At 67.8% G+C, this 12847-nt stretch carries 13 protein-coding genes and 1 tRNA gene; 8 read left to right on the top strand and 6 right to left on the bottom strand.

Annotated elements, in window-relative coordinates:
* Positions 1-78: 78 nt before the first annotated feature.
* The 3 genes from LVB87_RS06395 to LVB87_RS06385 all read left to right on the top strand — a co-directional run bounded on the left by LVB87_RS06395 (position 79) and on the right by LVB87_RS06385 (position 5431).
* Positions 79-684, top strand: coding sequence for a DUF4126 domain-containing protein (locus LVB87_RS06395; protein ID WP_232900059.1), 606 nt, complete (start codon positions 79-81; stop codon positions 682-684).
* Between the two features lie 134 nt (positions 685-818).
* Positions 819-2924, top strand: coding sequence for an EAL domain-containing response regulator (locus LVB87_RS06390; protein ID WP_232900058.1), 2106 nt, complete (start codon positions 819-821; stop codon positions 2922-2924).
* Positions 2924-5431, top strand: coding sequence for a hybrid sensor histidine kinase/response regulator (locus LVB87_RS06385; RefSeq protein WP_232900057.1), 2508 nt, complete (start codon positions 2924-2926; stop codon positions 5429-5431). Before LVB87_RS06390 ends, LVB87_RS06385 begins: the two co-directional genes overlap by 1 nt.
* On the opposite strand, the gene bfr is transcribed toward LVB87_RS06385, so the two are convergent.
* From bfr to LVB87_RS06370, 3 genes are all read right to left on the bottom strand, one after another.
* A complete protein-coding gene (gene bfr, locus LVB87_RS06380) occupies positions 5432-5902 on the bottom strand; it encodes a bacterioferritin (RefSeq protein ID WP_232900056.1) in 471 nt (156 codons plus the stop codon). It lies immediately after the preceding gene.
* Between the two features lie 87 nt (positions 5903-5989).
* Positions 5990-6193: a (2Fe-2S)-binding protein gene (locus LVB87_RS06375; protein ID WP_232900055.1), complete on the bottom strand. Its 204-nt coding sequence runs from the start codon at positions 6191-6193 to the stop codon at positions 5990-5992.
* Positions 6194-6266: 73 nt separating this feature from the next.
* Entirely contained in the window at positions 6267-6878 is a 612-nt protein-coding gene (locus tag LVB87_RS06370) for an RNA pyrophosphohydrolase (protein ID WP_232900054.1), read from the bottom strand.
* A gap of 119 nt (positions 6879-6997) precedes the next feature.
* Between LVB87_RS06370 and LVB87_RS06365 the strand changes: the two genes are divergently transcribed.
* From LVB87_RS06365 to queD, 4 genes are all read left to right on the top strand, one after another.
* Positions 6998-7074: transfer RNA gene (locus LVB87_RS06365), tRNA-Met, on the top strand.
* Between the two features lie 102 nt (positions 7075-7176).
* A complete protein-coding gene (locus LVB87_RS06360) occupies positions 7177-8103 on the top strand; it encodes a transporter (RefSeq protein WP_232900053.1) in 927 nt (308 codons plus the stop codon).
* Positions 8100-8690 carry a carbonic anhydrase gene (locus tag LVB87_RS06355; RefSeq protein ID WP_232900052.1) on the top strand — a complete coding sequence of 197 codons (591 nt, stop codon included), beginning with the start codon at positions 8100-8102 and terminating at the stop codon, positions 8688-8690. Before LVB87_RS06360 ends, LVB87_RS06355 begins: the two co-directional genes overlap by 4 nt.
* Before the next feature lie 12 nt (positions 8691-8702).
* Positions 8703-9059, top strand: a complete 357-nt coding sequence (queD, locus tag LVB87_RS06350) for a 6-carboxytetrahydropterin synthase QueD (protein WP_232900051.1) — start codon at positions 8703-8705, stop codon at positions 9057-9059.
* A gap of 6 nt (positions 9060-9065) precedes the next feature.
* On the opposite strand, the gene LVB87_RS06345 is transcribed toward queD, so the two are convergent.
* The gene (locus LVB87_RS06345; protein ID WP_232900050.1) at positions 9066-9692 is read right to left on the bottom strand and encodes an RES family NAD+ phosphorylase; all 627 of its coding nucleotides are present in this window, start codon (positions 9690-9692) and stop codon (positions 9066-9068) included.
* Positions 9693-9809: 117 nt separating this feature from the next.
* Positions 9810-10133, bottom strand: coding sequence for a KGG domain-containing protein (locus LVB87_RS06340; RefSeq protein ID WP_232900049.1), 324 nt, complete (start codon positions 10131-10133; stop codon positions 9810-9812).
* Between the two features lie 296 nt (positions 10134-10429).
* On the opposite strand from LVB87_RS06340, the gene LVB87_RS06335 reads away from it, so the two are divergent.
* A complete protein-coding gene (locus LVB87_RS06335; RefSeq protein ID WP_232900048.1) occupies positions 10430-11788 on the top strand; it encodes a sigma-54 dependent transcriptional regulator in 1359 nt (452 codons plus the stop codon).
* A gap of 2 nt (positions 11789-11790) precedes the next feature.
* Here LVB87_RS06335 and LVB87_RS06330 read toward each other — a convergent pair whose 3' ends face one another.
* Positions 11791-12708, bottom strand: a complete 918-nt coding sequence (locus LVB87_RS06330; RefSeq protein WP_232900047.1) for a BON domain-containing protein — start codon at positions 12706-12708, stop codon at positions 11791-11793.
* Positions 12709-12847 lie beyond the last annotated feature (139 nt).

The following is a 12847-nucleotide window of genomic DNA, read 5'->3' as shown; positions in this document are numbered from 1 at the left end:
GGCGGGGGCGGCCGGGCTGCCTATACTCGGGTCCGGGAGTGTAAGTCGCCAGATGCGACCCACGCGGAGGGAACGTCCATGACCGAGCCCCAACTTTTCGCCATCGGCATCCTGCTGGCCTGGCTCGCGGGCATCCGCGTGTACCTGACGGTCTTCGGCCTGGGCATCGCCGGGATGCTGGGCTGGCTGGACCTGCCGCCTGCGCTGCACGTGGCGCAGTCGCCCTGGGTGCTGGGCGTGTCGGGCGTGCTGGCGGGGGCGGAATTTTTCGCGGACAAGATCCCCGGGGTCGATTCGGGGTGGGACCTGCTGCACACGCTGCTGCGCGTGCCGGTCGGTGCGTTCCTCGCCGCGGCGACGCTCTCGCCCGACGGCAGCCTCGGCGCCGGCATGCTCGCCACCGGTGCCGGCGTGGCCTTGACCAGCCACGTGCTCAAGGCCGGATCGCGCGCCTTGCTGAATACGTCGCCCGAGCCGGTCAGCAACTGGACGGCCTCGGCGGCCGAAGACGTCACGGTGGTCGGCGGCCTCGCGCTTGCGTTCGCGCATCCCTGGATCGCGTTGGCGATCGTGGTGTCGATCAGCGTGACCGTCGCGGCTGCGGTGTGGTGGCTGTGGCGGCGCGTGCGGCGTGCCCTGTTTGGTCCGAAATCGACCACTGCGTCGACCAATGTGCCGCAATGAGGACGGCATCACGCAAAATGCGTTGCATTGGCCGCCCAAGCGGCCTTAATCCGTGCATTCCCCTCATGGGGACGAAGCGATAATTGGCGGCAACGCCGGGGGAATCGATGCCCGCCACCAAGACAAGAAACACCGTGCCTAACGATCCCGTGTCGCAGTTCCGCAGCGGCATCGACACGCTTGCCCAGCATTTGCGCAATCGTCGCGGCACGGGCTGGGACGAAGGCTCGTTCGAACAGATCGCGCACGAAATCGAGCGCCTGCATTCGGTCGCCTCGCACCTGGATCCGCAGTGGGCGAGTTCGCTCGCGCAGCTGCGCGGCCCGGTCTCCGCCGCGCGCGTGTCGCAACGCCTGCCCGATGCGAGCGCGACCGCGACCATGATCGCCACCGCCGAACAATTGCTGCTGAAATTGCCGGTCGCCGCCAAGCCGGGCGACGAAGGGCGCGCCGAAACACCGCCGGCCCACTACTGGCGTCGCTGGAGCGAAGACGCGGCACCGCCGTCCGCCCAGGCGCCGGCCTCCGCGCCGCCGTCGCAACCCGACGTCCCGCCGCCGGCCCCCTTGCCCCCGGTGGGCGGGGATGGCGAACCGCCGTATCGCGTGCTGATCGTGGAAGACGACCGCGCCCAGGCGCTGTTCGCCGAGGGCGTGCTCAACGGCGCGGGCATCGAAGCGCTCGTGGCGTCGGAACCGCGCGATGTCATCGACACGATGACGCGCACGCGCCCGGACCTGGTGCTGATGGACCTGCACATGCCGGGCCTGTCGGGCGCCGAGCTGACGAAGATGATCCGCCAGCACGAAGCCTTCCTGCACACGCCGATCGTGTTCCTCACCGGCGATCCGGATCCCGACAAGCAGTTCGAAGTGCTCGAGATGGGCGCCGACGACCTGCTGCAGAAACCCATTCGACCGCGCCACCTGGTCGCGGCGATCGAAAGCCGCGTCAAGCGCGCACGTGCCCTCGGCAAGCAGCGCATGTCCGAGTCCAGCCGCCATCCGGCGACCGGGTTGATGGCGCGCCCGCACCTGCTCCAACGCCTCGGCGCCGCGTTGCCAGCGGTGCACGGCGGCGGCGTGTACTTCATCGAAGTCGAAGGCAGCGCCACCTTGCGGGATCGCTTCGGCTACGCCGCGCTCGAAAACCTGATGACCGAAGCGGGCCGCCGCCTCGGCGAACTCGCCGGCGCCTACCCGGCCACGCGCCTGAACGACCACTCGTTCCTGGTGTTCACACCGGACGTGGACGACGCGCGCCTGGATGCCCTTGCCCGCAAGTGGCGCGACGGCATCAGCCAGCATCATTTCGAGATCGACGGGCATTCGCTGCGTCTGCGCACGACGGTCGGCTACGCCGCACTGCGCCACGGCTTCACCGATCCGGGCAGCGTACTGGAAGCCGCGGAGATGGCCGCGCGCCATGCGCGCTCGCAGGCCATCGGCGTGTCCGCGTACGCGCCGCCGGATCGCACGCAGACCAGCGACCTGTCCGCCTACCTGCGCGATGCGCTCGCCGACGATCGCTTCGAATTGATCTTCCAGCCCATCGTCGCCGTCGCCGGCGGCGAAGAGGCGCAATACCAGACGTTGCTGCGCATGCGCGCGCCCGACGGCACGGTGCACAACGCCGCGGAAATCGTGCCCGCGGCGGAAACCGCCGGCCTGATCCATGACATCGACCGCTGGGTGCTCGAGCGCGGCCTGGACGTGCTGCAGCAACGCCGTGCGCAGGGCCGCCCGGTGCGCCTGTTCGTGCCGCAATCGCCGCGCACGCTCGCGCGCGAGGCCTATGCCGAATGGCTCGCGTCCGCCATCGCGGTGCGCGGGCTCGAAGGTCCCTCGCTCGTCGTCGACATCCGCCTGGCCGATGCGCTGATCCATTCGGTGACGCTGCGGCAGTTCTGCGAGCAGATGGTGCCGGTGGGCGTGCAGTTCTGCCTGAGCCAGTACGAGCACAGCCCGGACGCCGATTCGCTGCTCTCGCAGTTGCCGCTGGGTTACCTGCGTTTGTCCGCGCGTTATGCGATCGGCAACGAGACCGGCGCGCTGCGCGATGCGATGCGCACCTCCATCGATCGCGCGCATCGCAACGGCCTGCAGGTGATCGGCCACAGCGTGGAGGATCCGCAAGCCGCGGCGACGCTGTGGATGAGCGGCATCGACTTCATCCAGGGGAACCTCGTGCAACAGGCGGCGAGCGAACTCGACTTCGACTTCAAGAACGCGGTGCTCTGATGCCCGACCACACCGCTCCCAGCCGTTGGCTCACCGCTCGCTGGTTGGCGCTCGGTGCCGCCGCCGGCGCAGCGCTCTCGCTCCTGCTCGAAGCCACGGGCCTGCAAGGGCCCTGGCAGACCGCCGCACTGTTGTTCGTGCTCACCGCATTGGTCGCGCTGGTGATCGTGGTGTGGGTGCTGCATCGGCGCGATGCGCAGATGGTGGCCATCGCCGAGCGCGCGAAGCGCGGGCAGGCCGAAGTGGACGCGCTGCAGCGCGAAATCACGCGCCACCACGAACTCGAGCAGCAGCTGACGAAGGCCAAGCAGGCCGCCGAGTCGGCGGTGCTGGCGAAGGGCGAATTCCTGGCGACGATGAGCCACGAGATCCGCACGCCGCTGAACGGCATCGTGCCGATGCTCGACCTGCTCCTGCATGCGCGCCTGCTGCCGGACCAGCACGAACTGGTACGCACGGCCTACACGTCTTCGCAGCAGTTGCTGCGCATCGTCGACGACATCCTCGACTACTCCAAGCTCGAAGCGAACAAGCTCGAACTGGAAACCACCAACTTCAACCTGCGCGACCTGCTCGAAGCGGTCATGCAGCTGATGGAACGCCCCGCCGATGCGAAGGGCCTGCGCCTGCACCTGCAGCTGGATCCGGGCGTGCGCCTGCCGGTGCGCGGCGATCCGGTGCGCCTGCGCCAGGTGCTCACGAACCTGATCAGCAACGCGGTGAAGTTCACCGAGCGCGGTTCGATTTCGGTGACGGTGCGCCGCGTGGGCGAAACCACGAGCCAGCATCAATTGCGCTTCGAAGTGCGGGATACGGGCATCGGCATCGCGCCCGATGCGCAATCGCGCCTGTTCCATGCCTTCACGCAGGCCGATGCCTCGACGACGCGTTTGTACGGCGGCACGGGCCTGGGCCTGGCGATCTGCCATCGCATCGTCGACCTGATGGGCGGCCGCATCGGCGTGCAGTCCGAACCGGGCCACGGCGCCACCTTCCATTTCGAAGTGCCGCTGCTCAAGGTGCTCGGCGACATGCCGACGCGTGAAGCGGACCTCAGTGGCCAGCGCCTGCTGCTGCTCACCTCCGATGCGCGCCTGCGCAGCCGCCTGAGCATGTTGTTGCCGAACTGGGGCCTGCGCGTCACGACCGTGGAGAACACGCAGGAAGCGCTCGATCGCCTGCGCGCCGCGGCGACGCAAGGGCCGCCGTGGACCTACGGTGTGGTGCTCGCGGACCTGCCGAGCATGCGCAATACGGCGATTGCCTTGCATCGCAATGTCGGGCGCACCGCGATGTTCGGTGAAGTACGCCTGGTCTACCTGTACGGCGACGACGAAGTCGCCGAGGAATTGAACAACGGCGCGACGCTGCTGCCGCGACAGGCACCGGATGCGGAGCTGCGCGTTGCGCTCTCGCGCCGCGCTTCCGCGCGCGCCGATGGTTCTTCCGAGACCAAGACCGAAGCCGCGATCGCGGCGAAGAAGCACTTCCAGGCGCGCGTGCTGCTGGTCGAAGACAACCCCGTCAATCTGCTGGTCGCGCAGCGCCTGCTGAGCGTGCTCGGCCTGGATTGCGACACCGCCACCAACGGCGAGGCCGCGCTGTTGCGCATGCGCGACGGCCGTTACGACCTGGTGCTGATGGATTGCCAGATGCCGGTGCTCGATGGTTACAGCGCGTCACGCAAGTGGCGCGAAGTCGAAGCGGCCGATCCGTCCGGTCCGCACCTGCCGATCGTGGCGATGACCGCCAATGCGATGGCGGGCGACCGCCAACGCTGCCTCGATGCGGGCATGGACGATTACCTCGCCAAGCCCGTCACGCGCGGCCAGCTGGAACACTGCCTGCGTCGCTGGTTGCAGGATGCGGGCAAGGTGCGCACGCCGTCGGCCGCCGCGTTCGCGCAGGTGGGCGAGCTGGCGCGCGTGCTGGCGCCGGAAGCGGCGACGCCGCCGGAGATGCCGGTGTTCGCGCCGAAGCCCTTCGAGAAGACGGCGGCCCCGATTTCGTCCGACGTGCCTGTGTCCTCGCCGTTCGACGCGTTCCCCGCGTTCGACCTGCCCAAACCCGATCGCGCAGCCACGCCTGCGCATGCCCCGGTGGCGATGACCATGCCGACGCCGACTGCACCGCCCACTCCGACGCCCGCCGATCCCGTCCTCGACGACAGCGCGCTGGAAGAGCTCTACGCCGTCATCGGCGCGGACGCGTCACGCATCATCACGGTGTTCCTTGAAGATGCGCCGCACCTGCTCGCGCAGCTCGAGCGCGCGGCGCTCGCGCCGGACTTCTCCGCGTTGCGCGAAGCAGCGCATTCGCTGAAATCCTCCAGCGCGAACCTGGGCGCGATGGCGCTCTCGGCCGCGGCCAAGCGCATCGAACTCGGCGCGCGCATGGAAACGCTGGATCGCCCCGCGGTGGCGGTGGCGATCCTCACGGAGGAATTCGAGCGTGCGAAGGCCGCGCTGCAGCTGCGCCTGCGCAAGCGGCGCACGGCGGAAGCCTGATTACTCTTCGAGCTTGGTGAGCAGGTAGTTCTGCTCGCCGAGGCGATTGATCAGGTCGAGCTGCGTTTCGATCCAGTCGATGTGCTCTTCCTCGGAATCGAGGATGTCGGTGAACAGGCGGCGGCTCACCGAGTCGCGGATGCTTTCGCAATAGCTGATCGCCTCGCGCAGCACCGGGAGTGCTTCGAGTTCGAGCGCGAGGTCGGCCTGCAGCAGCTCCTTCGGGTTTTCGCCGATGCGCAGCTTGCCCAGCGCCTGGAAATTCGGAAGGCCTTCGAGGAAGAGGATGCGCTCGGCCAGTCGGTCGGCGTGCTTCATCTCGTCGATCGATTCCTTGTACTCGTGCTCCGCGAGTTCCTTCAGGCCCCAGTTCTTCAGCATCTTGGCGTGCAGGAAGTACTGGTTGATCGCGGTGAGCTCGTTGTAGAGCGCCCGGTTGAGATGTTCGATGACCTTGGGGTCGCCCTTCATGTGCTGCTCCGTGCGTGGCGTTCGCGCGGATGCTAGCGCCGTCGCCGGGACGGTGGCGAAACGCGATGCGTTTGCATCGCGGGTGGATCAGGCGGCCTGGAGGACCGGCAGGTCGAAGTCCGTGTCGTGCGGGCGCGCGGCGGCGAGAAGCTCGGCGGCCATGTCCAGGCAGGTGCCGCAGGTGGCGCCGCAGCCGGTGCGCATCGTCAGCTCGGCCACCGTCTTGCAGCCGGATTCGGCGGCCTGGCGGATGTCCTTGTCGGTGACGCCGTTGCAGATGCACACGTACATGGGGCGCTTCGTGGGCCGTCGGGCGGCCCTTGTCGGGGAACTGGCGCCATTTCCCCACGAATGCGAATCATTGTCAATTGGCGCCGGGTTCGGAACCCCCGCTCCGCTCAGCTTCGGCCTTGCGCCGGCGCGGCCGCTGGTGGGCCCGGGGGACGCCCTGGGCGTCCAGGCGCGGGTCTTTGGCCAGCTGCGGGATCGCGACAGCCCCTGCGACCTGGCGCGCGAACGGGGCCAGGTGCTTCAGGGCGCTGGCATAGACGCTGCGCTTGAAGTTCACGACGTGGTCGACCGGGTACCAGAAGTCCACCCAGCGCCAGTGGTCGAACTCGGGCTTCTCGGTGCAGTCCAGCTGCAGGTCGGACTCCTCGCCCGTGAACTGCAGCAGGTACCACACCTGCTTCTGGCCGATGCAGACCAGCCGGTCGTTGCGGCGGATGGCCCGCTGCGGCAGGCGATAGCGCAGCCAACCGGGCGTGACGCCCAGGACTGCGACATGGTCGGGAAGCAGGCCGGTCTCCTCGCGCAGCTCGCGGTACATGGCCTCGAGCGGCGTCTCGTCCGTATTCATCCCGCCCTGCGGGAACTGCCAGCCGTCGCGATGGACGCGGCGTGCCCAGAACACCCGACCATCCGGGTGCATGAGCACGATGCCCACGTTCGGGCGGTAACCGTCCGGATCGATCACGATGCGGACTCCAAAAAATGCACTGCGTCCGACTCTGCCACGCGATCCGCGAAGCGACAAGCGCGCGGCCGGCCGTTGACGCGATACCCCTGCGGCAGGAATAATTCGCGGCTCTCCGTGGCTATGTAGCTCAGCCGGTTAGAGCACAGCACTCATAATGCTGGGGTCGGTGGTTCGAGTCCACCCATAGCCACCACGTCTGTTTTTTCCCCTCCGAGCCCCTTCCAGCGGCCCGCACTCCGGCCGCAATTCCCTGCGCACGACGCTATAGCGTCAAAGGGACCTCGGATGGCCTCGCATGCCCCCACCCGGTCGATGCATTCGGTACGCGGCACTCGCCGTGTTCGCGTTCGCCGCATTGCCGTGGGCGGCGCACGCGCAGGACATCGAGCCCCGCGCGTATTCGAACGCCCCCGTCGGGGTGAACTTCGCGATCGTCGGTGTCATCCAGACCCGCGGTGATCTGTCGTTCGACGGATCGCTGCCGCTCACCAATGCAAACCTGGATTCGACGAACCTCGTCGTGGCCTACGCGCGCGTGCTCGACCTTGGGGGCAAGTCGGGCAAGTTCGACGTGATCCTGCCGTACACGCGCCTGTCGGGCGAAGCCGATTACCTCGGCGCGCCCGTCGAGCGCACCATCAACGGATTCGGCCGGCCCGCGTTCCGCATGTCGATCAACCTGCATGGCGCGCCGGCCCTGTCGCTGCGCGATTTCCGCGGCTGGAAGCAGGACCTCATCATCGGTGCGAGCCTGCAGGTGTCGCCGCCCTGGGGGCAGTACGACGGTTCGAAGCTCGTCAACATCAGCAGCCATCGCTGGACGATCAAGCCCGAAATCGGCGTCTCCAAAGCGTTCGGCGCGTGGACGCTCGAAGCACAGGCGGCCGTCGTGTTCTTCACCGACAACGACGATTTCTTCGGCGGCAACACGCGTTCGCAGGATCCGATCCTGGCGCTGCAGGGCCATGCGATCTACGGCTTTCGCACCGGCCAGTGGATGTCGATCGACACCACGTACTTCGCGGGCGGCCGCACTTCGATCAACGACAACGTGCGCAACGACCTGCAGCAGAACTGGCGCATCGGCGTCACTTACGCGTTCCCGCTGGGACGCCTGGATTCGATCAAGTTCGCCGCCAGCAGCGGCGTGTCGGCGCGCACGGGCAACAACTTCGATGCCCTCGGCATCGCCTGGCAACATCGTTGGGGAGCAGGACTATGACGGCCGACGAAGCATTGGCGCGACTGAAGGAAGGCAACGCACGCTTCATCGCAGGCCGCGCGCGATTTCCGACGGTGCAGAAGGAAGTGCTTGCGGATCTCGCGAAGGGGCAGCACCCCTTCGCCACCCTCCTGGGCTGCAGCGACAGCCGTGTGCCGCCCGAGTTGGTGTTCGATGCGTCCTTCGGCGAGCTGTTCGTCGTCCGCGTGGCGGGCAACGTGCTGGGGCCTTCGATCGCAGGGACGCTGCAATACGCTGGCGTGTACCTGGAAACGCCACTGCTGATCGTCCTGGGGCACGATGGCTGCGGTGCCGTCGAAGCCGCCATCGGCGAACGCTTCCATGGCGTCAAACACCGCAGCCGCATCGAGATCCTGCTGCGGGAAATCGTGCCGGCGCTCGACGGGATCGATCCGTCACTCCCGCCCGACGAGTTGCTCGACGCGTGCGTGGAAGCCAACGTGAGGGCCACCCTCGCGCGCATCCTCGGCTCGCCCGAGTGGGAAGAGAACGCCGCGCCCCGCGGCATGAAGGCCGTGGGTGCGATCTATGCACTGTCCACGGGCCGGGTCCGCTTCCTGGAATAGAATGGCGGCCGCATGGACATCTTCAAATCCTTCACCCTCGAAGCCGCCCACCGGTTGCCGAACGTGCCGCCGGGCCACAAGTGCGCGCGCCTGCACGGGCATTCGTTCCGCGTGGAAATCCACGTGTCCGGCGAACCGGGCGAGCACACCGGCTGGGTGATGGACTTCGCGGACATCAAGTCCGCGTTCAAGCCGCTCTACGACCGGCTCGACCACCATTACCTCAACGACATCGAAGGCCTGGAAAACCCGACGAGCGAAGTACTCGCCAAGTGGATCTGGGACCAGCTGAAGCCCGCGCTTCCGCAGTTGTCGGAGATCGTGATCAACGAAACCTGCACTTCGGGCTGCCGCTACCGCGGCAAGTGACCCGCGTCAGATCCGCAGGCGCGGATCGAGTTTCATCGGCGCGAGGTGGTCCATGTGCAGCTTCGCGAAATCCGGATGGTCCGGGTTGAGCAGCACGTTGCATTCCCCATCGCACACCGCGCTCGGTACGCGCAGCGCGAGCGACTTCTTCGTCTTCGACCACGCATCGCCGATCTGCCGCACCGTGTCGCGATAGGGGCGCTCCTTCCATTCGCTCGGCAGCTCGAGCTGCGCGAGCACCGATTCGATCGGCACGGTGGCGCTGGCCATCATCAACTTGTCCGGCGTTTCGCCTTCCAGGTGCGCGAGGTATTCGAGGATCGCCGCGGCGGGCGACAGCGAGGCATACACCGCTTGCGTGCGCGGCGTGGTCCATCGTCCGCCGCTGTCGTTGCCCGGGCCCGAAAACGGCTGCGACGCCTTGCGCGGCTCGATCACGCGATACACGCGGACCTGGTCGCCCATCGCACCGGCGTGCCCGAGCGGCATCTGCGCCTGCGAAGGCGTCGCGGTGATCGGGCTGGTCTGCGAGGGCGGATCGCTCGCGGGAAACGAATCGGCGATTGCGTCGTCGAGGCTCGCGTTGTCCAGGCGCGCCCGATCCCTGGCCTCGTCCTTCTCATCGATGTGCATGGCATGCGGACCGCGTCGTGCGAGGACGCAAGCCTCTGCCGTTGCCCGTTGCGCAGGCGTGACGGCGCGCGCCCGCGGTGCTCCGCGGGCGACGCCACACATCCGCAAACCGCATCGCTAGCTACGCGGCTCCGACAACGGCGGAACGCGCTGGTAGTTGTCCGCGCCCTGCACGTCGCGATCGCTCTTGGCCAGCGTTTCCTGCATCGATGGCGATGCACCCGTGATGCTCGATGCGCCCATCATCGCCGCCGCGCGATGGCTGCGCGCCTGGCCGCCCTTGCGTCCCGCTTCACGGGCTTCGGCGGAATCGAATTCATGCGCCACGCCCTGCGCATGCGCCGCCCGCCCGCCTTGCGCCGCGATCGCGCGCTGCTTCGCCGGATCCATTGACGCGAAACCCCGATTGCTGGTGCCGCCGCCTTGTCCACGCTGTGCCATGTCGTTTCTCCTGTTCACGACCCCGACGCTGTCGTCGGCCCGTGAACCCATGCATGGGCCGCGCCACTGCCGCTCATCGGTCCGAAGGGATTTCCTGCCGCGTTCAGCGCGCGGAAAGGCTCGAAACGCCGGCATAAACGCGACTTTCCAACCCCGGAACCGCACGCAAGCGGCATGCCGATGGCGTGAAGGCGCGGAAGGCGCTTCCCTCCGTCGGAAATCCTGTCCGCCTTCACTGCGGCTTTGCTTACTGCGGAGTACATCCACGGAGTCACCAATGCTGAGGCACGCCGAGCATGGATCCGCACGCGCCCCCCTCGCGGCCACCATCGCTGTTGATCGTCGACGACGATGTCGGCTTCGTGCACGCAGCAGCGGAGATCGCGCGCATGCACGGCTACGACATCACCATCGCCGGCGAACTGAGCCAAGCGATGCATCGCGTGCGCCAGCGCGATTTCGACCTGGCCCTGGTCGACCTCGACCTGCCCGACGGCAGCGGCCTGTCGCTGCTGCAGGACGTCGACAATGAGCGCACGCGCGCGATCGTCGTCACCGGCAAGCCGACCGTGGAAAGCGCGTTGGCCTCGATGCGCAAGAACGCCGTCGTCGACTACCTGATCAAGCCGATCGCGCCCGACCGCCTGCGCGAGGTCTTCGAAGCTTGTGCGCAGCATCGCCGCACCGCCGCGCCGCGGCCGCCGGACGCCTGGCACGACATGGTCGGCGAGTCCGACGCCTTCCAGGCCACGCGCCGCATGATCGAGAAAGTCGCACCCAGCGACGCCTCGGTGCTGGTGCACGGCGAAAGCGGCTGCGGCAAGGAACTCGTCGCGCGCGCCATCCATATCGCGAGTGGACGCCACGGCCCGTTCGTCGCGGTGAACTGCGGTGCGGTCGCGGGCGAACTGCTGGCGAGCCAGTTGTTCGGCCACGAGAAAGGCAGCTTCACCGGCGCGGTGTCGCGCCACTACGGTTTCCTGGAACAGGCCGCGCACGGCACGCTGTTCCTCGACGAAATCACCGAGATGGCGCCCGCGCTGCAGACGCACCTGTTGCGCGTGCTCGACTTCGGTTGCTATCGCCGCGTCGGCGGCCACGTCGACCTGCCGGTGGAAGTGCGCATCGTGTCGGCCACCAACCGCGACCCGCTCGAAGCGGTCGCCAGCGGGCGCTTGCGTGATGACCTCTACTGGCGCCTGTGCGGCTTCGCGATCCCCGTCCCCGCCTTGCGCGACCGCGGCGACGACGCACTGCTGCTCGCCGATGCGTTCCTCGCCGAACTCAATGCGCGGGGCGGCACGCAACACACCATCGAAACGACCACGCGCGAATGCATCCGCCAGGCCCCGTGGCCGGGCAACGTGCGCGAATTGCGCAACGCCGTGCAGCGCGCGTACATCCTCGCCGACGACGACCAGGTCCGCATCGCGCCGCAGGCCATGCCACAGCGCGCGCTGAGCGAATCGTCGAACACCATCACCTTCGCCGTCGGCACGTCCTTCGAAGAGATGGAACGCCACATCCTGCGCAAGACGCTGCAACACTTCGGCAACAACCGGCGCCGCGCGGCCGCGGCGTTGGGCATCACCACGCGCACCATCCGCAACCGCCTCGCCCGCGAGCGCGGACTCGCGGACGAAGAGGCCAACTGACGCTAGTGGTGCTTGTTGTCCGACGGATCTCCCGTCGGCGGATCCTGCCTGCCCAAGGTCGTCGGCGGCGGTCCTTCGCGTTCCACCTGCAGTTGGTTGTTGATGTTGGACACGCCCATCACATCCGCCACCAGGTCTTCCGCCGCATAGCGCATGCGCCGTTCGCCGACCCTGCCCGACAAGGTCACGTTGCCCTGGTCGACTTCGACCAGGATGTGGCGCGCATCGATGATGTGGCTGTCGGTGAGGCGTTCGTACACGTCGTCGCGGATGCGTTCGTCGGGACGCTTGTAGCTCGTCGGACCCAGGCCTCGGAACGAACGCCGCACGTCGCGCTGGTGCGCGCCGACTTCGTATCCCGAGCGGCTCCCCCAGCGCGAACCAGCGTATCCGCTGGCTTCGCCATAGCTGCCGCCGAACGAGGGCCGACCGTAGTCGCTGCCGGGGCCACCCAGCCCCGCGCTGGTACCCACGCGGAACCCGCCGTAGTCGCCACGTCCGCTGAAGTAATCGTCGTCGGACCAGCGTGCCGGCTCCCAGCCGGTGCTCAGGTCGTGTTCGTCGCGTGCGCGCATGCGGCTGGCTTCGTCTTCGCGCTCGCGGTCGCGTTCCCGCTCGCGGTCGCGGTCGGCGCGTGCACTCCTGGCGTATGCGCTGTCGTATCCGGGCTCGCGCGGCTCGGCCCATTCACGTTCGCTACCCCGCTGCGGGCCTTCCCCGCGTCCTGCGGCACGCTCGCGGTCTTCCCGCAGCCACTGCGGTTCAGGACGATGCGGATCGCGGAACTGCGCTGCGAGGCGCTCGCGCCACGAACGCGGATCCTGCTCGCGCTCATCCCCTTCATGCTGTCCGCGGTGCATGCCTTCATCCCGATGGCCGCCGCCGCGCCGGCCGCCCTGGTTCTGGTCTCGTGGGTTCATCTGCCGCTCTCCTGCGATCGAATGTGCGCGGGCACGCCCGCACCTCTCATCACGCAATCGGCATGCCATCGCCCTGCACGATGCACTCCGCCGGAAACCCGTTCCGGCTCACGCACGACTTACATGGAATCAACGAAAG

The sequence above is a fragment of the Lysobacter sp. KIS68-7 genome, from assembly GCF_021284745.1.
In the GTDB taxonomy this organism is placed as follows: Bacteria; Pseudomonadota; Gammaproteobacteria; order Xanthomonadales; family Xanthomonadaceae; genus Noviluteimonas.
This window is presented reverse-complemented; position numbering and strand designations above follow the sequence as displayed.

Excerpts from the sequence above, each read along its gene's own strand:
- queD (WP_232900051.1), top strand. The coding sequence starts at position 8,703 with ATGGACATCTTCAAATCCTTCACCCTCGAAGCCGCCCACCGGTTGCCG.
- LVB87_RS06335 (WP_232900048.1), top strand. The coding sequence starts at position 10,430 with ATGGATCCGCACGCGCCCCCCTCGCGGCCACCATCGCTGTTGATCGTC.
- LVB87_RS06375 (WP_232900055.1), bottom strand. The coding sequence starts at position 6,193 with ATGTACGTGTGCATCTGCAACGGCGTCACCGACAAGGACATCCGCCAG.
- bfr (WP_232900056.1), bottom strand. The coding sequence starts at position 5,902 with ATGAAGGGCGACCCCAAGGTCATCGAACATCTCAACCGGGCGCTCTAC.
- LVB87_RS06345 (WP_232900050.1), bottom strand. The coding sequence starts at position 9,692 with ATGCACATCGATGAGAAGGACGAGGCCAGGGATCGGGCGCGCCTGGAC.
- LVB87_RS06395 (WP_232900059.1), top strand. The coding sequence starts at position 79 with ATGACCGAGCCCCAACTTTTCGCCATCGGCATCCTGCTGGCCTGGCTC.
- LVB87_RS06340 (WP_232900049.1), bottom strand. The coding sequence starts at position 10,133 with ATGGCACAGCGTGGACAAGGCGGCGGCACCAGCAATCGGGGTTTCGCG.
- LVB87_RS06360 (WP_232900053.1), top strand. The coding sequence starts at position 7,177 with ATGCCCCCACCCGGTCGATGCATTCGGTACGCGGCACTCGCCGTGTTC.
- LVB87_RS06355 (WP_232900052.1), top strand. The coding sequence starts at position 8,100 with ATGACGGCCGACGAAGCATTGGCGCGACTGAAGGAAGGCAACGCACGC.
- LVB87_RS06385 (WP_232900057.1), top strand. The coding sequence starts at position 2,924 with ATGCCCGACCACACCGCTCCCAGCCGTTGGCTCACCGCTCGCTGGTTG.
- LVB87_RS06330 (WP_232900047.1), bottom strand. The coding sequence starts at position 12,708 with ATGAACCCACGAGACCAGAACCAGGGCGGCCGGCGCGGCGGCGGCCAT.